This is a genomic window from Paenibacillus nuruki, from assembly GCF_001721045.1.
Taxonomy (GTDB): Bacteria; Bacillota; Bacilli; order Paenibacillales; family Paenibacillaceae; genus Saccharibacillus; species Saccharibacillus nuruki.
Genome location: NZ_MDER01000051.1, coordinates 46396 through 68061 on the forward strand (window position 1 = coordinate 46396; position 21666 = coordinate 68061).

Annotated in this window: 17 protein-coding genes; 5 read left to right on the forward strand and 12 right to left on the reverse strand. The window is 39.1% G+C overall.

What is annotated here, in order from left to right; translation table 11 throughout:
- Nucleotides 1-158: 158 nt before the first annotated feature.
- The 10 genes from PTI45_RS15085 to PTI45_RS15130 all read right to left on the reverse strand — a co-directional run bounded on the left by PTI45_RS15085 (nucleotide 159) and on the right by PTI45_RS15130 (nucleotide 14406).
- Entirely contained in the window at nucleotides 159-1631 is a 1473-nt protein-coding gene (locus tag PTI45_RS15085; RefSeq protein WP_083243554.1) for a glycoside hydrolase family 32 protein, read from the reverse strand.
- 147 nt (nucleotides 1632-1778) lie between these two features.
- Nucleotides 1779-2756 carry a LacI family DNA-binding transcriptional regulator gene (locus PTI45_RS15090; RefSeq protein WP_069328427.1) on the reverse strand — a complete coding sequence of 326 codons (978 nt, stop codon included), beginning with the start codon at nucleotides 2754-2756 and terminating at the stop codon, nucleotides 1779-1781.
- Nucleotides 2757-3017: 261 nt separating this feature from the next.
- Nucleotides 3018-5081: a beta-galactosidase gene (locus PTI45_RS15095; protein WP_069328428.1), complete on the reverse strand. Its 2064-nt coding sequence runs from the start codon at nucleotides 5079-5081 to the stop codon at nucleotides 3018-3020.
- A 437-nt stretch (nucleotides 5082-5518) separates the two neighbouring features.
- On the reverse strand, nucleotides 5519-6397 hold the full coding sequence (locus PTI45_RS15100) for a carbohydrate ABC transporter permease (RefSeq protein WP_069328429.1): 879 nt from the start codon (nucleotides 6395-6397) through the stop codon (nucleotides 5519-5521).
- A gap of 73 nt (nucleotides 6398-6470) precedes the next feature.
- The gene (locus PTI45_RS15105; RefSeq protein WP_069328430.1) at nucleotides 6471-7361 is read right to left on the reverse strand and encodes an ABC transporter permease; all 891 of its coding nucleotides are present in this window, start codon (nucleotides 7359-7361) and stop codon (nucleotides 6471-6473) included.
- 177 nt (nucleotides 7362-7538) lie between these two features.
- Nucleotides 7539-9206 carry a type 2 periplasmic-binding domain-containing protein gene (locus tag PTI45_RS15110; protein ID WP_069328431.1) on the reverse strand — a complete coding sequence of 556 codons (1668 nt, stop codon included), beginning with the start codon at nucleotides 9204-9206 and terminating at the stop codon, nucleotides 7539-7541.
- 148 nt (nucleotides 9207-9354) lie between these two features.
- Nucleotides 9355-10959 (reverse strand): response regulator, encoded by a 1605-nt coding sequence (locus tag PTI45_RS15115; protein ID WP_069328432.1) that lies wholly within the window; start codon nucleotides 10957-10959, stop codon nucleotides 9355-9357.
- A gap of 10 nt (nucleotides 10960-10969) precedes the next feature.
- Nucleotides 10970-12670 carry a sensor histidine kinase gene (locus PTI45_RS15120; RefSeq protein ID WP_342672122.1) on the reverse strand — a complete coding sequence of 567 codons (1701 nt, stop codon included), beginning with the start codon at nucleotides 12668-12670 and terminating at the stop codon, nucleotides 10970-10972.
- A 54-nt stretch (nucleotides 12671-12724) separates the two neighbouring features.
- Nucleotides 12725-13453, reverse strand: coding sequence for a DUF1361 domain-containing protein (locus PTI45_RS15125; protein WP_069328434.1), 729 nt, complete (start codon nucleotides 13451-13453; stop codon nucleotides 12725-12727).
- Complete coding sequence (locus PTI45_RS15130) at nucleotides 13453-14406, reverse strand: ADP-ribosylglycohydrolase family protein (RefSeq protein ID WP_069328435.1); 954 nt, start codon at nucleotides 14404-14406, stop codon at nucleotides 13453-13455. Before PTI45_RS15130 ends, PTI45_RS15125 begins: the two co-directional genes overlap by 1 nt.
- An 86-nt stretch (nucleotides 14407-14492) precedes the next feature.
- On the opposite strand from PTI45_RS15130, the gene PTI45_RS15135 reads away from it, so the two are divergent.
- The 3 genes from PTI45_RS15135 to PTI45_RS15145 all read left to right on the forward strand — a co-directional run bounded on the left by PTI45_RS15135 (nucleotide 14493) and on the right by PTI45_RS15145 (nucleotide 17482).
- Complete coding sequence (locus PTI45_RS15135; RefSeq protein ID WP_069328436.1) at nucleotides 14493-15269, forward strand: ABC transporter ATP-binding protein; 777 nt, start codon at nucleotides 14493-14495, stop codon at nucleotides 15267-15269.
- A 109-nt stretch (nucleotides 15270-15378) separates the two neighbouring features.
- Nucleotides 15379-16353 carry an aldo/keto reductase gene (locus PTI45_RS15140; protein ID WP_069328437.1) on the forward strand — a complete coding sequence of 325 codons (975 nt, stop codon included), beginning with the start codon at nucleotides 15379-15381 and terminating at the stop codon, nucleotides 16351-16353.
- Between the two features lie 70 nt (nucleotides 16354-16423).
- Complete coding sequence (locus tag PTI45_RS15145) at nucleotides 16424-17482, forward strand: S66 family peptidase (protein WP_069328438.1); 1059 nt, start codon at nucleotides 16424-16426, stop codon at nucleotides 17480-17482.
- Between the two features lie 81 nt (nucleotides 17483-17563).
- On the opposite strand, the gene PTI45_RS15150 is transcribed toward PTI45_RS15145, so the two are convergent.
- The gene (locus tag PTI45_RS15150) at nucleotides 17564-18436 is read right to left on the reverse strand and encodes an aminoglycoside 6-adenylyltransferase (RefSeq protein ID WP_069328439.1); all 873 of its coding nucleotides are present in this window, start codon (nucleotides 18434-18436) and stop codon (nucleotides 17564-17566) included.
- A 290-nt stretch (nucleotides 18437-18726) separates the two neighbouring features.
- Here PTI45_RS15150 and PTI45_RS15155 point away from each other — a divergent pair, with 290 nt between their 5' ends.
- Together PTI45_RS15155 and PTI45_RS15160 are read left to right on the forward strand one after the other, a co-directional pair.
- Nucleotides 18727-19710, forward strand: a complete 984-nt coding sequence (locus tag PTI45_RS15155) for a FecCD family ABC transporter permease (protein WP_069328440.1) — start codon at nucleotides 18727-18729, stop codon at nucleotides 19708-19710.
- A gap of 111 nt (nucleotides 19711-19821) precedes the next feature.
- A complete protein-coding gene (locus PTI45_RS15160) occupies nucleotides 19822-21135 on the forward strand; it encodes an MFS transporter (RefSeq protein WP_069328441.1) in 1314 nt (437 codons plus the stop codon).
- An 82-nt stretch (nucleotides 21136-21217) separates the two neighbouring features.
- Here the strand turns inward: PTI45_RS15160 and PTI45_RS15165 are convergent, their stop codons facing one another.
- A complete protein-coding gene (locus PTI45_RS15165; protein WP_069328442.1) occupies nucleotides 21218-21643 on the reverse strand; it encodes a VanZ family protein in 426 nt (141 codons plus the stop codon).
- Between the last annotated feature and the right edge of the window lie 23 nt (nucleotides 21644-21666).

The window sequence follows — 21666 nt, forward strand, 5'->3', positions numbered from 1 at the left end:
GTTTCGTGCTGAAAAGGGAGAGCGCTTCAGGGGCAGTATTGTCCTTGTCGTCGCTATTGATAGGAACTATTTAATGAGCAGGCGGAATATGTACAAAGAAAAGAGCTATTTAGGCTGTGTTGTTGACAGCACAATAGCTCTTTTTTAGATGAAATGGGTTATATCTGTTCGGGTTGGACTAGGTTCCAGATGTGTAAAGATTGTACTTGGGTGATACCGTTGGAATATAACGCAATACCTTGTGATTCTGGTTGTGGATAGATGCGTCCGGTCATTACTTTTTCGCCATCTTGTAAAAACACTTCCACTGAAGATAAATCTACAAAAATGCGTAGGTGTAGTTGACCTTCGGATGTAGTTAGCGAAGTGATCCGTTCACCGCCTGGTCCGATACCCGATTGGTCCCGATTAAAGCGGAATAATTGTTCCAAAGGTGAGTAGCTGAGTACTGTTGTTTCTGCTTCACCGGTACGTAAATGTATAGCAAATTCTTCGGATTTGCTGACGTCGACATTCAGTTCAATCTCGTAACTTTCGCCTCTGTAATCCAGCACTTGTTGTCCTTGTACTTCAAATGATTCTGCATGTAATCCTTCTAAGCGAGATTGCTCCAATTCAGCAACAGGACGGAACAATAAGCGTTCACCGTCACGGATAACTTCGCGTGGTAACGTCATCGCTCCTGCCCAGTGATGTCCATTTTGGGTAGGCATTAATGCTTCCCAGCTGTCCATCCAACCGATCATGATACGTCTACCTTGCTGATCGAGTGTAGTCTGACAAGCATAGAAATCAAAGCCATAGTCAATCGGAATATACTGTTTATAATCAAAAATGCCTGTATCAGTATCAAGCTTACCCAACATATATACGGTAGAATGTAAATTATGATAATTATTTCCTTGCGGCGACATTCGTTGTGGAGACATCATTAATACATCTATACCATCCAAATCGAACACATCCGGGCATTCCCAGTTGTCGCCCAATGTACCGTCGCTTTGTGCCATCACATTCATATATTCCCATGTATGAAGATCCACCGAGCGATAAAGTAAAATCAATCCTTTACCTTGATCATCATTGGAGCCAAGCACCATATAAAATTGTCCATTCCGTTCAAATACTTTAGGGTCACGGAAATCTTTTTGACTGGTATGTGCAGGAATTTGATCGGTATTAATGACTGGATTATGAGCATCTTTTGTAAACAGAATACCATCTTGTGATATCGCTAGATTCTGAACTTGATAATAGTCTTTGGTAATATCAGGTCCTGTCATAATATGCCCTGTATATAGTAGATATAGACTGTCATTATGCTCTATCGCACTTCCTGAAAAACATCCATCACGATCATATTCTTGATCCGGTGCCAGAGCGACAGGTAGATGTCTCCACTCGATCAAATCTTTACTGACTGCATGTCCCCAATGCATGGGTCCCCATACTGGTTGATACGGATGATATTGATAAAATAAATGATATTCCCCTTTATATTGAACAAAACCGTTAGGATCATTGATCCATCCAAATTCACCCATAAAATGATAATGCAAACGATATTGATCGACTAGCAAATGTTTGGACTCAGCAACAAAATGATTGGCACGTTCGATACTATAACTCATTTTTTATCTTCCCTTCTTCTATTTAATAAGAAAAGTAAATATGGTTCGAGTAGATATCTATAAGTGACAGGGTGTCATAATAAGAGTATAGATTGCCCGGAACATCCTATCAATCGGTTAACATACATTTTATAAAAAACCTCCACACTACAGGGTGGAAGCTCTTTCAATAAGCTCAACATCTAATTGATTTTTGATCACATATTCTTCTTTGTTTATTTGTTGACTTAATAACTTAATCGCTAATTTCCCTATGTCTTCTATAGGTTGGCGAATCGTTGTTAAAGAAGGTGTGATCCACGGTGCGATACTGACATCATCATAGCCGATAACTTTAATTTGTTCAGGTACCTTGATGCCTAGCTCTATACATTCTTTGATCACATAAGCTGCAATAATATCACTGGTTGCAAAAACGCCATCCAGATCGGGATGATCGGCTAACAATTGACGAATCATTTTTTGATATTCTTGGTTATGAAAGACATTCGTATCTGTTTCGATAACAATATGTTCAACATTATGTACATTGACTACATCCAAAAAAGCTTTACTTCGCTCATTTGCAAGTAAATTCAATTGTAAGTTTCCACAAATATGAGCAATCTTTCGGCATCCTTGCTTAATAAGCAATTCGGTTGCCAGCTTGCCCCCCATATAATTGTCAGACGAAATGTAAGGAATATCTCCTATTTGCCGGTCAAACGTAACAATAGGGCTTTGCACATTCTGATATTGTTCTGTCTCCAGTGTATGGCTACTCATAATAATGCCATCTACTCGATTACCTCGCATCATATCAATATATTCTTTTTCTTTAACCGGATCTAGATGAGAGTTACATAACAATACCTTCATTCCATTTTCATAAGCATAATATTCAATCTGACTGGCAAATGCTGCGAAAAACGGATGGGATACATCTGGCACAATTAATCCAATAATATTGGACTGCTTGTTTTTGAGAGAACGTGCAATTTCGTTAGGTTGGTAATTTAAGTGTTCCATCGAAGAGTACACTTTTTTACGAGTCTTATCACTGATATAACCCCTGTTATTGAGTACACGGGATACTGTTGTTGGAGTGACGCCAGCATGTTTGGCGACATCATGTATGGTCGGCATGTCTCTCCCCCTCTTGATAATTTGAATAATAAACAATAAATGTAAACGGTTTAACTTTCTCTTTATAGCGATATGTGTTTCTTTCAGATTTCAATATATATGAAAGCTCAACAATATTCAATGTTATTTTAATTGTTTCGACATATATTTTATTTTTAAAGCATTTTTACGACAATTATATATCAGATTAAAGATAAAAATTAAAATACATATAAAAATAAGGAAGGAATGAGTGATCCATTCCTTCCCTACTTTGATCTATTATAGGCTTCTTTTCAGTACACGAATTCCATATGCTGGAATCTCTATTTCTTTAGGTAATTCAACATGTTCTTGATCTTCTAATAGATCATAATAGGTCTGTTGATCCAATGAAATAGATTGTGCAGCAGAAGTGTAATTCTGAATAAACAGAAATTCATCTTTTTCATTCATACGTGAATGGGCAGTGACACCTTTAGGTAAATTTCCTGCTAATGTACGCTTGATTTCTTGACGATCTGTTAATTTTCCGATAAATGCATCTAAGAAATCATAGTCTGTACGAGCTGCAATATAGTAAGCTTCACCTGCTCCAAATGTATTGACTGTTAGTGCTGGACGATCTGCATAGAAGTCATTACCGTATACAGCCAATGCTTGTGCACTTTCCAAATGGATAAGATCACAAAGTTCTTTCACATCATATGTTCCTTGCATTTGTAATTCATTGTTATCAGACATTTTCAAATGATTGCGCTCATGATCATGCAATCCATCGATTTCTTCTGACCAGATCCCTAGTACGTTGCGTAAAGGGCCCGGGAATCCGCCAAGGAAACATAAATCGGTCTCATTTACGATACCTGACCAGTACGTACTTACGAGTGTTCCGCCTGCTTCTACAAATTGCTCCATTCGTTCGCCTACCCCTTCACGTACCAGATATAACATAGGGGCTACAACGATTTTGTACTTGGACAAATCTTGATCCATATCGATCACATCGACAGGAATACCACGTTCCCAGAAAGGACGGTAACAATTAAGTACAGTCTCATCATACTTCATACCGATATTACGAGGACCTTGACTGTCTTTGATTGCCCAACGATTTTCCCAATCGTAGATTACTGCGACTTCTGCATTCACATGGCTGCCGACGATATCTTGCATACTGGATAGCGCTTGCCCCACATCTTGTACATCTTTAAATACACGTGTATGTTCATGTCCTACATGATCGACTACAGCACCGTGGAATTTTTCGCTTGAACCACGACTTTTGCGCCATTGGAAATACTGTACAGAATCTGATCCGTGTGCAACAGCTTGTAGTGAAGATAACATATGCATATTAGGTCGTTTATTTTTACTGACTTCTTGCCAGTTGGTTAAGCTTGGTGTACTTTCCATCAATAAGAAAGGTTTTTGTTTGATCGAACGAACAATATCATGCATAAATGCAATACTTGCTCCCTGTACTTCATCTCCTGCTTGATCATGCCATGTTGGGTAACTATCCCAAGACAATACATCCAACAGATCAGCGAATTTCCAGTAGTTCAATCCATCGAAATTCCCTGTAAACATAAAGTTAGTCGTTACAGGCAGTAAACGATTGATTTTGCGCAAAGGTTCGATTTCATGACGGCAAAAATCTACTGTCTGATCGGTAACAAAACGACGCCAGTCTAAGTTCATACCATGCACCTGAGTCTCACCATGTGGAGCAGGTGATTCTACTTGAGACCAATCGGTATATGTATGACTCCAGAAGTTCGTCCACCATGCTTCATTTAGAGTATCAAGTGTTGTGTATTTGTTTTGCACCCAAGTACGGAAGGCATCCTGACAATAATCACAATGACATTCGCCACCGTATTCATTTGAAATATGCCAACCAATTACAGCTGGATGCTCTCCATAGCGTTCTGCTAATTTGGTATTCATGATATCGACTTTTTCACGATAAACTGGTGAAGTAAAACAATGATTATGACGGAATCCATGTAAATTACGTACACGATTCGCTTCTACACGTAAGACTTCAGGATATTTTGCAGACATCCAAGCTGGACGTGCTCCACTCGGTGTGGCTAACAAGGCTGAAATTCCATTCGCTGCAAAATTATCTAGTATGCGATCTAGCCATTCAAAGTTATATACACCTTCTTCGGGTTCTAATGCGACCCAAGAGAAAATACCTACAGACATCACGTTACATTTGGCTAATTTCATCAAACGAATATCTTCTTCTAAAATATCTGGACGATGTTGCCATTGTTCAGGGTTATAATCGGCTCCGTGAAGCATTTGGTTCCAAGTGGATTCAATAGTGGTCATGATGGGCTCCTTTAATGGTTAAATATTTGCCTTAGTTAGACCGCTCCAGGAACAAAATCATTCTTGTCATCGCTCGTAAAGTCAGATATCTTGATTGACTGCTAGGCAGTCGATATCTGACTTTAAAGGCGAACGCTTCGCTCTTTCAGAATTGATTTTGTTCCCTGCGCTCTGATAAGGGAGCAACTTTTTAAAAGATAAAGTGCACCCTTTGCATGGAAGTGGCAGGGGTAAGGATAGATGCTTAAAAGATTTTGGTTACTTTTTATACTTTCGTATTCTTATACTTTTATACTTTTTAATTACATCATGATTAGTAAGAATAATTATTTAAAATATATCCTTTTAATAGCGATAAATATCTTTGTTTATTTGGTTTTCAATATATTGATGGGGTAGTACATAAACTAGCATTACCATGTAATAATGAATGGTTACTATTCTTTTACAGAACCTAGAGTCATCCCTTTAACAAAGAATTTTTGTAGGAAAGGATAGACGATTAGGATGGGTGCTGCGCCGATGAAGATTTGGGCGGCTTTGACAGTTGTTTGTGAGATCAATTCCATTTCTTTCGGGCTGGAGCTCATAGAACTCATATCTTGTTGAATAATAACGGTTTGTAAAAATGTCGCTAGTGGGAATTGGCTGGCATTGTTTAGATAAAGCAATCCATCAAACCATGAGTTCCAATGGAACACCATGCTGAATAGTGTAATGGTTGCGATTGATGGTAATGAGATCGGTAAGTAAATGGTAAACAAGGTACGGAATGGTCCTGCGCCATCAATAAATGATGCTTCTTCCAATTCTTTGGGAATACCACGGAAAAAGTTAAGCATAAGGATAACCAGGAATGTGTTCACTGCACCAGGTAATACCAGTACCCAGAATGAATCAATCAAGCCTAATTTCTGAATAACGATATAGAACGGTACTAATCCGCCAGTAAATACCATACTGAATACGAAGATCCATGAGTAAATATTACGTCCTTTGAATACCGAGTTGTCTTTAGACAACGGGTAAGCGGCTAGGAAGGTTAGGCATAATGTAATTGCTGTACCAATTACGGTACGTAAGACAGATATCCAGATAGAATGTAAAAATACTGGATTAAACATCGTCTTTTTATAGGCTTCTAATGAAAATTGGATTGGCCACAAAGCGACTAGATTAGCATCTGCTGCTGCTTTGGAACTGAGTGAAATCGCTAATACATGCACTAAAGGTATAATACACATAATCGATAACAGGATAAGCAAAATCGTGTTAAATACATTGAAAACACGATATCCTCTGGTTTTGAAATACATATTCTCCCTCTTTCCTTTATGTTTCGCTTTTTAAATGATCCGTTGATGTTGTACTGAGGTTAATAGATAACCTTTAGAATATACGGTAGTTCGCCCATTTGTACGCCAAACGGTAAGACAAGAGAATAAGAACCATACTGATCACAGATTTGAACAATCCAATAGCTGTACCAAAGCCCATTTCACCATTCAAGATCGCTGTACGATAGACAAAGGTGTCAATAATATCGCCTTTGGCATAGACAAGCGGGTTGTATAAGTTAAATATCTGATCGAATCCAGCGTTCAATACATTACCAAGTGCTAGTGTACCTACTACAGCTACCATTGGAATCATTGAAGGAATCGTAACGTACAAGGTTTGTTTGAGTCGAGTTGCTCCATCCATCTCTGCTGCTTCATAAAGAGAAGGATTGATACCTGCCAGTGTTGCTAAAAAAATGATTGTATTGTATCCAAATTCCTTCCATACATCAGATGCAATGACTGTGAACCGGAACCAGTCATTATCCCCGAGAAAGAAGATCGGTTGCACACCAAATGTGCTTAAAATACGGTTAGCGAATCCATCAGTTGCTAATAGATCAATCAAGATTCCGCCCAAAATAACCCATGACAGAAAATGCGGTAAGTAGACTAATGTTTGAATGGTACGTTGCAATTTAACACGACGAATCTCATTCAATAAAATCGCAAAAATAAAAGGAACAAATAAATTAAAAATCAGTTTGAGCACAGCAATCACTAATGTGTTCCAGATTACTTGTATACTATCTTGTCTTTCAAATAAATAACGGAAGTTAGCCAGTCCTACCCATTCGGAACCTGTAAATCCTAACCACGGCTTATAATCTTGAAATGCCATCACAATCCCAGCCATCGGTACATAACTGAAAATAAGCAAGAAAATCATAGATGGTAGTAACATCACATGAAACGGCCAAGTTTTTCTAAGTGTTTTCATTTCTCTCCTCCTAATACCTTTTATATCGTTTTTCCTCTATATTTCGATTTCTCTATATATTGCTTACTGTTATGGTTGTAATCAGTAGATAGGAAGAAAATAACGACTCTGGATAGAGTCGTTATTTTCTCATATCCTTTTATTGCATTTCGATCATTGTTAATCTATTCCTTGAGATTATTTATGAACGCTCTTATACCAGTCATTTACTTCTTTGGTTACTTCGTCTCCACCTGACGTTTTCCATGTCTGTACAAAAGTATCAAATGAATCGATAGGTGATTTACCGTAAATGATTTCGTTAAAGGTTTGACTCTCGATTTTGTTCAAATAGTCCATTTTTGTTTTCATGCTTTGTGTTGTTGGACCTGTAAACATATTTGGATAAGAACTGTCTTTCTGAGACATCAATACTTTAGCCGCTTCCGGTGTCAAAGGCCCATAGTTATTTTGAATATCACGTTCTAGACGAGTCTCTGCTTTACCACCATCTGCTAATTTAATCAAAGCATCCATTTGAGCATTAGGAATACGTGCGCCATCACGAACTAACAAGTAACGTACACTGTTCACATAACCGCCCGGGATATTTTCGCCTGTCAACAATTTGCCTGAAGAATCGACATCGTAGTCATATCCTTTGAATAGACCTTTATCAAATTCACTATTTGCTGAAGGATTAGCCAATTGATCAAACATATAGTTTTGGTACGTAAAGAATGCTTCAGGATGTTTCATGTTTTTATTGATCAATGTTACGCCGTTCGTTGTTGTTGTACCATGACGCATCGCTTTGCCATTCGGTCCAACAGGGATCGTGATGGGTTTCCATACTGCACTTGGAACGTTTTTCACAGTATCTTGTAAAGGCCATCCGCTCATCCAGTAAGGTCCTGGCAAAATACCTGCTGTACCTGCAACTGCTGGTTCAGAAGTTTTGTTTTCATCCCATAGTGCTGCTTCTTTCGGAATGTATCCTTTATCAAACCATTCTTTGATCTTCACCAGACCTTCTTTCATACCGGGTTGGATCGAACCGTATTGCAATGTACCATCAGAACCAAGATTCCATTGTTGAGGAATCGTTCCATAAGCTCCGAAGATCCACGAAGGATCACCCATCCATGTGTTCATAGAAGATTTGAATCCGATACTGAGTGGAATTACTTTATCTGGTGCTAATCCATCTGGATTATTGTTTTTGAAAGCTTCCATTACTTTTTCTAGCTCATCCATAGTAGTAGGCGCTTTCATATTTAGCTTGGTTAACCAATCTTGACGAATCCACAATACATAATCATGGTTGTATGCATAATCAAGTACAGGAATACCCATTTTTTTACCATCACGGATATAAGGATTCCATACATTAGCATCTTCAGACATTGCTTTTTTCCATGTATCTGAAGCGTATTTGTCGAACAACGGTCCAACTTCGCTATACATACCAGAATCGATCAAATCTTGTGCAAGTTGCGAATCCGTATCACCGATTGTCACGACATCTGGCATTTCTTGTCCTGAAGACATTGCCAATCTGACTTTCGTTGCAAATGCACCGTTCGTATCGGTTACAGACCAGAGTGATTTGACATCAATACCGAATTTATCTTTTGCCCATTTGGTAGCTACGTTATTTTCAGCAGATTCTCCATTTTTAAATTGTAATGTTGGATCTACTCCCCACACTGTGGTGATCGTTACTGGTGGATCGTATTTCTCTTTGTATACGTTTTCAGTATTGACCGCCGCAGGTGCGCTTTCTTTTCCGCCTCCGCATCCTGCTAGGCTTGCCGCTACAAGTAGTGTACTCATGACGATTGTTGCTGTTTTCTTGATTCCCATGTTGCTCCCCCTTATTTTACATTCAAGCTTATTATTGCTCACGTTCGTTCATATTGTATGTTGCTTCTTGCTTACTTCTTAAGTATAGGTGCAAGAACATCAATCGCCTATGTCACGAATATAACATTCCTGCACCTTTTGCAATCATTTATGTTTCACGGAACTCATTTGGAGTCATTCCGTAATGTTTTTTGAACAATTTGCTAAAGTATTGGGGGTTTTGATAACCTAACGCTGCGGTAATCTCATAAATTTTGCTATTGGTGTGTTTGAGCATATATAATGCTTTTTCCATCCGAATCCGAATAATATAATCGCCCAGTCCTTCACCTGTTTCTGTTTTATAGATTTTAGACAAATACACGGGATGAAGAAATACACGATCTGCAATCGTTTTGACCGATACATCTTGCCCTAGACTTTCAGCGACCATTTCTTGCACTTGCTTCACAATACGGCTACGACTTGGTTCTAATGCTGAAGGTGTTCCTTGCAGTTCAATCCGGGTCAGCACACTATTGCACCACAGACGAAGCTTGCTGAGTGAACCTGTAATCTGTTGCGCTGAAAAAGGGTCTAATCCTCCTGAATCCGAAGCTGCTAATTTGTAGCCATGATGATGTGCCATATACACCAGTGCATTACTCACTGCCAGATAGACTTCATACAAATGTTCATGGGTTAAGGGTAAGGACTCCATCGTATCAAGCACTTGATCGACCTTTTGCTTAGCGGCATTCCATTGTGCAGATTCTAACAGATGAATAAGCGCTGGCGGTTTGTAGAGCGATTCCATAAATTTCATAGCAGATGGACGTTCTAACGGTTGATGCTGTTCTTGAATAAAATGAATGCCTTGTTCTGCTGCTGCATAAGCCAGATGAGCAAAACGCATCATATGACGATAGGTCGATGACATTTCTGCCGGGAATACAAAGGGATCACTAACCCAGAAAGACAAATTCGTTTTCAAATAACGATGTACGCTATCTCTTAGTTCACGTATGTGTAGCTTATAACCCGAGTAGATCTGAGCATCATACTGCCATAAGATCACCAGACCTCCTTGTGGTGCTCTTCCTAACCAGACTCCTCCATGCGCACCTAGAATCTCATTTGTAATATTCCCAATCGCATATTCTAACAATCGAATTGCTTCTTCTGTCTGATCTTGGGTGTATGATCCTGGAGGAACAAATAACATCTGCGCTGTATGATTTGGCTTAATCTGAATATCATACGTTTCTAAGCGAGATAACATGCTACGATCAGAAGCTTCTCTGCCAAGCAGTAGATCATTTAGCAGACCATCTCGCAACAACTCAAGCTCCGATTGACGCTGATAAGCCAGCTGATTATATTTATCTGTCTGTCCCCACTCCGCTTCAATCTCATTCACTACACGACGAATACTTTCCATAAATGGATCATCATCAACAGGCTTGAGAATATAATCGCCTGCTTTGAGACGAATCGCTTTCTGTGCATATTCAAAATCAGAATAACCAGTTAACACCAGTGTACGAATATGTGGCCATGTATTTCCGATTTCAGCTAGTAACTCGAGTCCATCCCGATCAGGCATACGGATATCAGTCACTACGATATCAATATCATATTTTTTCAACGTTGTCAGTGCTTGATCTACTGAATCTGCACGATACACGTCTTCTATCCCTAATTCTGTCCATGGAATCGTGAGTTCTAAGCTTTCCGTAACATAAGATTCATCATCGACAAGTAAAATGTTCATAATTAACGGTTCACTCCTGAATGTTAGTTCCTTTATTTTGCGTCCAACTGAGAGTTACTTTAAGTCCACCTAATTCAGATGGTGACAAATGCACCCCGGATTGCTCGCCAAAACGCAATGTTAATCGTTGATGTACATTCCATAGTCCACAGCCCATTTCTTCGCCTAATGGTTCGGATAGACTCTGTTGTAGATGTGCTAAAGCTTCAGGTTCCATTCCTTTTCCATCATCTTCTACACTCAAAAACCACTGTTCTTCATCACACCAACCATGAATAGTAATTAATCCTGCTGACGAATACCGCTCAATGCCATGAATCACTGCATTTTCAACAAGTGGTTGTACAATCAGCGGTGGAATCAGAATGTGTTTGATATTTTCTGACAAATGAATATTATAATTCAATCTGGACATACGCATCTGCTGAATTTCCAAATAATTTTGGACAAAATCAATTTCTTCTGTCATCGGAACCAGATCACGTTCTTGACGGGTTGTATATCGATAATATTGAGACAAATTTTTGGACATCGCAATAACGGCTTGCTGGTTATTCAGCTTCGCCATACTGGTAATAAATGAAAAGCAATTGTAAAAAAAGTGCGGATTAATCTGTGACTGTAGCTGCTTCAGCCTAGCTTCACGCACATGAATTTTCTCCATATACACATTTTCAAATAGAGATTGGATCTGCGCCACCATTGAGTTAAAGCGAATCGATAGATAAGCAAATTCACTTCTACCTTTCGGTCGTATACGTACCGAGTAATCTTCTTGTTTTAACCGATCAAATCCAGCAATCAACTGACGAATCGGAACCTGTACCTGTGCGTATAGAAGATAAGAAGCCAGACAGCTCATTAATAACAGAGCGATCATCGACAAATAAAATAATCGATTCGAATTATGGATCGGCTGTAACACATCGTCCAAAGGAATATAGTCTACCATGTACCAACCGGTTACTTCAGATCGAACAGCATTCACCATGTACTGTTGATCCGCGATCTCAATCGTGCGACTTTCTAAAGCTTGTAATGGCTTTTCTCTAAGGTGACTGATCAATTCATCTGTTAAGACATGATCAGCTGAACGATTATAGACGACACCCAGTTCTGGATTATAGTAAAAAGGATCACGTCGACCATCACTTTTGAATTTATCAAGCATATCTTGAATATTACTACTATCAAATTCCACCCGTATCACGGTACTTGCATCTCGCAAATCTGGAGTATTGGCAGTATACGGAGAAATGGTTGTCCATGAAAAATTGAATGTGGTTCTGTTATTATCATGTAATGAAGTGACTTGCCAGCCGGGCTTCGCCCAACGTTGAGCTTGACTGATACGATAGTCTTTCATATCGTTATCTGTGACTAACCGCATCAGGCTTGGCGAATAGATCGACAAATGACTTCGCCAGTTCGATGAACTTTCTTGAATCGCTAATTTACCTTGAATACGCTTGACCAATGTGATCGCATCAAGATTTAGATATCCATTTTGCAAATAAATATCATTAAAACTCACAATATCCGGATCATGAATTAACAAATTCGGCCATGATGATAATAATTCGATGTTGGTATTAACCTGTGTCTGAAAAAAGTTCAATTGATTAATATTCGATTGATTCAGTTCCCGGCTGAGTACTTCTGTTGTTGTACGGTTAGAGTAGATATACAGAATCATAATAGGAATCAGCATTATCACAATTAACATAACCATCTTAGTAAATAAATTATATCGATACATCCTGCTTCATCCTCGCCTTGTCATAAACATTCCGCCACGCATCATAAAATACCCAATCAGGCTAATCACCCAGATCATCGCTGTAAAAACAAACATAAAATGTAATTGCACCGGATCAGTCACAATGTCTATCACATCTTTCCAGATTGACTTGGGATGTGTTATCGCATTCCAACTATTCCAACGAATAAACCGTCCAATATAGATACCGATACTGCTTAGAATCAGAACAATATGCGCAAATATCCACGAACGTACAACACCATAACGTTCACTGACTAATTGCTGTATGGAAGACAACGAATAGGTACCTAATCCCAAGCCTAAGATAGCCGCGACAAAAAATAAAAACAGATGATACCAGAATTCCAAATGAAATAAAAAGCGTTGTCCTGATGGAACTTCAAAATGAACAAACGGATGCAATGTGTCTGTTACCAGATATACTGAATTAGGATAAAACAATAACCAGACAATTCCTGCTCCAACCACCAATATATTTTTGATCCAAGACTTACGTAACTTGACGAATACATCAATACATAGAGCCAGACCAATCGGAACCCAGCCTAGAAAAATGTCCCAGTTTAGATAACGGTAAATATCTCGCCCTGTATAATCTCGTAAATGAATACCTAGTGCTACACAAAACCCTGTAGCGATCAATAACGTGGTTAACATAACTAGTTTGCCTGTCCATACTTTGGTACCCCAGATATTGTAATTCTGATTCATTATGATTCTCCTTGCTGGTCAAATTGTTCACAGTACTCTAGCATTTCTTCCAATCGAGCCAATTGCTTGATCCAATCGCTAGGAATCTGATCATAACCGTAATGTATTCCAGCTAGTCCTCCTGCTACAGCGGCTGTTGTATCGGTATCTTCACCTAGATTCACTGCTTGTAATACCGCATCTCGATAATTTGAAGTATGCAGAAGTACCCATATACTGGCTTCTAATGTGTGCACTACATATCCGCTTGAAGAGATTTCTTCTATAGGAAACTGATCGATCGAGCCACTAAGTAAGCGCTGATACCGTTCTATTTCTGGATAATCGGCATATTCACTATTAATGATCTGACAAGCCTTTTGATAGCCATCTTTGATTGTCATCCGTGAAGAAGCTTGTAACAGCTGGATGCCTATTTCAACATAAATAATACCCCCAAGAATAGATACAGGATGACGATGCGTTAAAGAAGATACACGTGTAATCCAATCCAGACGTGTACTCGCATCTTGATCAACTAATTTATAAATTAAAGGCAGAATACGCATCAATGATCCATTCCCATTGCTATACTCGTCATGACCGCCTGCTTGTTCTGGATGGTTCGGATCTTTTTCTATAAGTGCAATGGCTTTTCGGGTCGCAATCCCAATATCAAATACTTCATAGTGTGCACCCCAGAGCCCTTGACGATACCACTGAATAAAACGTCTTCCCAAATCGATCGTATCCAATTGTGGATGGTGAACAAGACTAACTAATAATGCGACCGTCAATGCACCATCGTCTGACCACGTCCCTGCTGGTTGTTGATGAGTACCATAACCGATCATATCTACAGCAGGCTGACGAGCTATGATTGAACGATCCAAAAATTCATAAGGGACACCTACAGCGTCTCCAACTAACAATCCGATGATTCCATCTTTACTAGAATGGTTTATAAATGACATATTATGTAGTCTCCTTCTCTGATTAATTTCAATGTATAAATCATTTAATGCTATAATAATTTCCAAACTTATGAGGAGTGAGCGATATGATTATTGATATACAACACGCCAGCTGGCGCAGAGATCAGACTACGATTATCAACGATATTTCCTGGCAAGTACAGCCCGGAGAACATTGGTGCTTACTCGGTCTCAACGGTTCGGGCAAAACCACATTACTGAATATGGTGAATGGTTACATTTGGCCGACAACAGGTAGTATTAACGTGCTTGATGAACAATTTGGTGCTGTCGATCTGCGAGAACATCGCAAAAAAATCGGCTGGGTCAGTACATCGATGCAACAACGATTACATGGTCATGAGAAAGCAGAGAACATTGTGCTTAGTGGCAAATTTGCTTCGATTGGTATTTACAATCAGATCGAAGAACAAGATCATGCACAAGCTTTATCTATTATGAAGCAATTGGATGCCGAAAGGCTAGTAGGACGCACTTATGATACCTTATCTCAAGGAGAGCGGCAACGTATTCTGATTGCTAGAGCTTTGATGGCGTCGCCAGAATTGCTGATTTTGGATGAACCTTGTACAGGGCTTGATATTTTTTCACGTGATCAATTACTGCATCGCATACAATCGATAGCAATGCAAGATCATGCGCCTACATTACTCTATGTTACGCATCATATCGAAGAAATCATGCCTTGCTTTAACAAAACATTATTGATTCGCGATGGAGCGGTATTTGCTTCAGGTGATACAACAGCGATGGTGGAATCCAAGCAACTCAGTTCTTTTTTCAATACCCCTGTAGATGTACGATCCGAAACCGGACAACGCTACTCTATTCGCTTGGTATAATAAGTAAAATAATCGTCAAGGGTACGGTTACAGACTTTATTTGTACTTCATGCTCGATTACTCACCACATCGATACATCTAAGAATAAATCACATAAAGGAGTATACCTATGAACTATCGTAACCTTGGAAAAAGTGGATTAAAAGTATCTGAACTGGGTCTGGGTACCAACTCTTTTGGCAAACGTGCAGATCAAGAAACATCGATTCGTATTTTACATACTGCTATAGATCGGGGAATTAATTTTATTGATACCGCTAATATCTATGCAGGCACAGCTTCAGAACGCATTATTGGTCAAGGTCTACAAGGTGGTAAACGTCAACAAGTGGTATTAACGACCAAAGCTGGTCTTCCAATGGGTGAAGGTCCTAATGATCGTGGTTCTTCTCGTTATCATCTTGAACGCGAATTGGATCAAAGTCTCAAACGGTTGCAGACCGATTATGTAGATCTGTATCAAATTCATACGTTCGATCCATATACTCCATTAGAAGAAACATTGCGTACACTAGATGATATGGTACGTTCAGGTAAAGTAAGGTATATCGGCGCTTCGAATTATGCGGCATGGGAATTGATGAAAGCATTAAGTATCAGTGACCAATTCAATCTCAATCGGTATGTATCACTTCAGACCTCATACTCTTTAGCAGATCGTACACCCGAGCAAGAAGTGGTTCCTTTATGTTTGGATCAAGGGTTAGGCATTATTCCTTATTTCCCTCTTGCTGGTGGTATTCTTACTGGTAAATATTCAGATAAGCAACCTTCTCCTTCAGGTTCGCGTGCAGATACAGATCCTTCTTTCCAGCGCTTTTTTAATACCCAACGTCTCAATCTAGGTGAAGTATTACGACTGTATGCACAAAATCGTTCCACGGAACCTACAACGCTTGCCTTAGCATGGTTACTTAAACGTCCTGCTGTTGCTACAGTCATTGTAGGCGCTACACATGCAGATCAATTGGAAAGTAATCTGAATAGCTTAGACTATGTCATTAGTGATGAAGTCGATGCTCGATTAGATGAAATGAGCCGTTCAAACAAGAATGGAGAACCTTTTGCTAGTTATCGCATATAATGAAGATAGGCATACTCTATATTTCGTGTAACTACCATCGTATTCAGAACCGTCGGGAGGTTAAATCATTATGACCCATCATTCAGATTTGTATGCTTCGCACATTATCTATCCTGCACCTTTACAAGCAGGCGATCTTATCGGTATTATTGCTCCATCCAGTGGGTTAGAACCAGGGATTCATCATTTAATACACCGGTCTACAGCGTATCTGCATCAACTAGGGTATCAGACACGTGTCGGTAGTAGTGTATGGACTAATGATAAATGTGTAAGCTTACCTAAAGAACAACGGGCAGCCGAGTTAGAGCAATTCCTGCTTGATGATAAGATCAAAGCCATTATTCCTCCATGGGGTGGCGAATTTCTAATGGATATTTTGCCCTTATTAAATTGGGAAAAGATTCGTCAAGCCTCACCTACATGGATTCTAGGATTTTCAGATATTAGCACTTTAACCTTTACGTATACGATGATGACAGGATATGCATCAGCTCATGGACCTGGAGTGGTTGATATTTCAGGAGCGGATGATAATCTAACGATTCGCTGGCAGGATCTTTTATCTGCTGCATCAGGACAAAGCGTCGAGCAATCATCTTCTACGTATCATCAGACGCATAGCGATTATTCGAAGCCTAATTTCAATCTAGATACGCCTACAGAATGGAAGATTCTCGGACAAGAAGATCAACCAGAATCTTCTCTTGAATTGTCAGGACGATTGATAGGTGGTTGTATGGATGTGCTTACTCCACTGATCGGTACACCATGGGCTCCTGTGACTGATTTTATCCAACATTATGATCAAGAAGAAGGATTTATCTGGTATCTGGAAAGTTGTGAAATGAATGCGGGTGATATTTATCGTCATCTCTGGCAAATGAATCAAGCGGGTTGGTTCCAGCATACACGTGGTGTGCTGATCGGTAGACCTGCTGGCTATACACCTGTCAAAAATTTCGAAATTCAAGATGCATTACAAGCTGTATTCGGAGAACAACAGATTCCTGTGATCTATAATGTAGATATTGGACATATTCCTCCGCAACTTACGTTAATTAATGGGGCTAGTGCTCATATTCAAGTATCTAATGGATCAGGTACAGTTCAACAAACATTACGTTAAATAACAAAAAGACTGCGTCCTCAGTAATCTTGGGATGCAGTCTTTTTGTGTTCTATATTGATTCATCATACAGATAGAAACTTATTGGTTTTGAAGTTGATGCAAATAGTGAATCATGCGCTGATCTTGCTCATGATCATATTCGTAGCCTGTCACTTCTGCTACATATACCGATAGATTACGGAATAGCTTTGTCATCTGAAGCAAGCTTTGCCAGTTATCATCTAACAGATTGCCTGCATACGTTTGTGCTAATGCTTGCGCTAATACAGGTTCTAGCTGTTGTCGATATCCAGCCCGATCATGATGATACATCACATCCCACTCATGCTGACTACCTGCATACCAATCTAACATTTTTTCAAGATAACGAGTTCTTAGAATATGATCCAACTGATATTTAGCGACAAGCAATTCTTGTTGCAAAAGGCTTTTGGCTGTTTGCATACAATACCACCAAAATTCATGCTGAATCTGTTCATATTCTTGCCGTGCAGGTTTATTTAGACGTACAGATTGTTGATTAAGTACCACGATTGAATGTTGTATACGATGATCTTTATCCAGCAATACTTGGTATATCGGTGTAGTGAAAGCAGATTCATTGTCGATCTGATTCTCCCATTCACTCACAGGATAGATTTGAAATTCGATTTCGATACCATCGGTATACAATACATTCTGAGTACAAGCAACCGCTCCAGTCACGGAATGATGACGAATATGTTGTAATGTAGTCAACGGTTCTCCAAATGTATGCAACCATTCTTCTTGCCAGATCATTGTATTCAGTTCATTCACTATACATTGAATATGATAGGTTGCTAACGGATTACTATGAACTTGATCATTACCATGTGTACCTGCCAAAACAACAGCACGAATATTGGTTGTCTGTTCTGCCCATGTGACGATCATATTTATAATTTGCTCTTGTGATTTGATTGTATTCACTGTTTTATCCCACCTGTCTGCAAATTAACTCTTTCACCTTATCCTTCTTTTTCATATTAACAAAGTTTACCATATAAAAGCTGTATTACTTTGCATTTCATAGCTCATTTTCATCAATTATGTAAATTTTTGCTCAAACAGTGAAAAATAACAATCTTCTTTCCGATAATAGATAAGGTACTCTACAAAATAGCATCTATAGATAGACGTTTTATCAGATGGATCATGTAGCACTTACATAATTTTAGATTGACACAAATACTCAATTTCATAAAGGAGTGAATTTTTTTATGTCTCGCTCGACAGCGATTCCTACTACTTCTGTAACTCCTAAGCATGTACCTCATTATATGATGATGGTACTGATTATTGGAGTTATTTTAGTGATCATCGAATGTTATTTTTCAGTAAGGATCAACAGAGAACACATGTATTCACAAACTGGATCACTTTTTCGTACATTAGGCTGTATTCTTGTAGGAGCTTGTCTAGCCGTATCCGGCACAGTCATGCAGTATATTTCGCGTAACACAATGACTTCTCCTTCCACTATGGGCTTGACTCAAGGAACAGCGCTAGCATTATGCATTATTATTATCTTTCTACCTTCACTAAGTCAGTGGATGATTATGATCTGGGCGATTGCAGGCGCAGCTATAGGTGGATTCGTAGCTTATAGTATCGGCAATCTACTTCCATGGAAAGTAAAATCATTACGCCAGATCAGTGGCGGAATCGCAGCTGTCTTCTTAATTACAGTGATTTCTATGATTATATATTCTTCTTATTCTACTATTGATTATATCGATCATTTGGTGAATCCTACTATATTAGGTGACCCACGCTTTACCATCTGGGTGCTGTTACCTGTCACTGTAGGCGCAATAGTAATCTGCTGGTTACTTTCATTACGTGTACCATCCCGCTCAGCAACAACTCGTTTCTTTTCATTAAGTTGGGCAACGATCATTTGTATGCTGATGGTGATTCTGATGACAGGCATATCGACGATGTTAGCTGGGCCGCTTGGACTGGTGGGCATTATTATTCCAAGTATATTGCGCTTTTTCTTTCATCAACCGCCGATTCGCTGGTTGATTCTAGGGTCATCGATTTATGGCGCAGTATTGATTCTTGGATTGGATATTTTATCGCATACGATTGATCCGATTTTTGATATTGCGGTGATGCCGATCACCGTTATTATCGGTGCCCCTTTTTTAATTTATCAGATTAGCAAAGAAATTGAGAGAAATCTACTTCGTTATTCGTAAGCTTCTACTGTAAGTATGGATGTATCCGGCTCTTTCCCTTTATAAATCAACAACAAACTGTTATACTACGAAGGTTGATTGCAGATACATCCAACAGGGGAGGCATATGACGTGCGTGTACTGATATCGATCTGGAACGAAATACGTAGTTGGCCGCACAATGTGCGGTTATTTTTCTGGGCTAATTTATTTTATCAAATAGGTACAGGGATGTTCAGTGTACTCTACAATTTGTATATTCAAGGGTTAGGTTACCCCGATGTGATGAACGGACGTATTATTAGTATTCAATCCTTAGCTACTGCTATTTTATTTATACCTGTCGGATTAATGGGCGATCGATTCAGCCGTAAAAAGTTACTAGTGCTGGGTGCTTTGACCAGTGGTCTATTTTTTATCGGTAGATCTTTTGCGATGAATGAACAAAGTTTATTAGTTTTAGCTGTATGTTCGGGAATATTTGCTTCTATTTTTCAAGTCATGGCTATTCCTTTTTTGGCTGAAAATGTAGAGAAATCCAAGCGTCTACGAATGTTCAGTTATCTGGCTTGTCTTACACTTGCAGCTCAAGTACTGGGTAATACAGGCGGTGGTGTGCTTGCCGATATTCTACAATTTACAGGACTCACGTACATATTAAGTCTACAGTTAGTGCTTTTACTGGGGAGTATAGCGACTTTAGCTGCTTTTATCCCGATGGCGATGATTCGGGAAAATGCTTCATCTGCGGCACCTGCTCCACTTGAAGTTAAAATACTAGAGACCAAGCAAGCCGAACCTGAACCAATAGCAGTCTCGACTGCGACTAAATCTGTTCCATCGACTGCTCATTCAGATACTGTATTTATCAGTCGCTTTCTACTCGCTCAGTTATTAACAGGATTAGGTTCAGGGTTAGTCGTGCCTTACTTAAATTTGTATTTCACCAATCGATTCGCAGTTTCGTTAACTTCAATGAGTATATTGATTTCGTTAGGACAATTAATGACGATTGTATCGATGTTACTCGGCCCTTCGTTGGCAGCACGAATAGGTCCAGTACGAGCGGTGGTTGTGTTTCAATTGCTATCGTTACCGTTCTTATTGTTAACCGGATTTACAAATGTATTGATTATCGCTTCAATTAGCTTTTTGTTCCGACAAGCACTGATGAATGCCGCAAATCCTTTGCAATCTTCTATCATGGTAGATCGTGTGTCTGACAAAAGACGCAGTATCGCCAATTCATTAATGCAGACCGTATTTATGTTAGGTTGGGCAAGTATGGGACCTGTACAATCGTATCTAGTCACTAGCTATGGAACGTATTGGGGTTATGCGATTGCGTTTAGTATCACAGGCGTATTGTATACGATCTCTTCATTGTTATATTACTTTATGTTCCGCAAACCCACGAACACAGGGAATCAACCCGTTTCTATCTAAATAGGCTACATCATAGGCAACTTTGCAAAACTATATATTATGAATTAAAAAAGCATCCTGTTATCAAGCAGGATGCTTTTCTTTATAATGATCTTTGTCTAAACGTAGATATATAGCGCCATAGACACCAACCTATCGTTGCCCCGATCGAATTTAGAATCAGATCATCGATATCAAATGTTCCACGTTTACTGATCATCTGTACAATTTCGATAATGAGAATACCTAATGCGAAGCGAATCATAAATGCCCGCCAAGTATATGACTTTAGCAAAGGAATACATACTCCAAACGGAACAAAGACAGCAATATTTCCGAATAAATTAATCCACTGATCGATCCGCCCACCTACTCGCATCAAAGCAAAATCAGTAATGGTATGAAAAGGAACGATATTATACCGATAAGCTGCTTGAGGGTCATACTCTCTTCCAAATCCGAAAAACATCCAATACAGCAACAATGGCGTGTATATACATAATAAAATAAACGACACTTTTCTGATCATACAGACCTACACTTTCTTTGGAC

Bases quoted from the DNA above. Each gene is read 5' to 3' on its own strand.
- PTI45_RS15085 (WP_083243554.1), bottom strand. From the start codon at position 1,631: ATGAGTTATAGTATCGAACGTGCCAATCATTTTGTTGCTGAGTCCAAA.
- PTI45_RS15090 (WP_069328427.1), bottom strand. From the start codon at position 2,756: ATGCCGACCATACATGATGTCGCCAAACATGCTGGCGTCACTCCAACA.
- PTI45_RS15095 (WP_069328428.1), bottom strand. From the start codon at position 5,081: ATGACCACTATTGAATCCACTTGGAACCAAATGCTTCACGGAGCCGAT.
- PTI45_RS15100 (WP_069328429.1), bottom strand. From the start codon at position 6,397: ATGTATTTCAAAACCAGAGGATATCGTGTTTTCAATGTATTTAACACG.
- PTI45_RS15105 (WP_069328430.1), bottom strand. From the start codon at position 7,361: ATGAAAACACTTAGAAAAACTTGGCCGTTTCATGTGATGTTACTACCA.
- PTI45_RS15110 (WP_069328431.1), bottom strand. From the start codon at position 9,206: ATGGGAATCAAGAAAACAGCAACAATCGTCATGAGTACACTACTTGTA.
- PTI45_RS15115 (WP_069328432.1), bottom strand. From the start codon at position 10,959: ATGAACATTTTACTTGTCGATGATGAATCTTATGTTACGGAAAGCTTA.
- PTI45_RS15120 (WP_342672122.1), bottom strand. From the start codon at position 12,670: ATGCTGATTCCTATTATGATTCTGTATATCTACTCTAACCGTACAACA.
- PTI45_RS15125 (WP_069328434.1), bottom strand. From the start codon at position 13,453: ATGAATCAGAATTACAATATCTGGGGTACCAAAGTATGGACAGGCAAA.
- PTI45_RS15130 (WP_069328435.1), bottom strand. From the start codon at position 14,406: ATGTCATTTATAAACCATTCTAGTAAAGATGGAATCATCGGATTGTTA.
- PTI45_RS15135 (WP_069328436.1), top strand. From the start codon at position 14,493: ATGATTATTGATATACAACACGCCAGCTGGCGCAGAGATCAGACTACG.
- PTI45_RS15140 (WP_069328437.1), top strand. From the start codon at position 15,379: ATGAACTATCGTAACCTTGGAAAAAGTGGATTAAAAGTATCTGAACTG.
- PTI45_RS15145 (WP_069328438.1), top strand. From the start codon at position 16,424: ATGACCCATCATTCAGATTTGTATGCTTCGCACATTATCTATCCTGCA.
- PTI45_RS15155 (WP_069328440.1), top strand. From the start codon at position 18,727: ATGTCTCGCTCGACAGCGATTCCTACTACTTCTGTAACTCCTAAGCAT.
- PTI45_RS15165 (WP_069328442.1), bottom strand. From the start codon at position 21,643: ATGATCAGAAAAGTGTCGTTTATTTTATTATGTATATACACGCCATTG.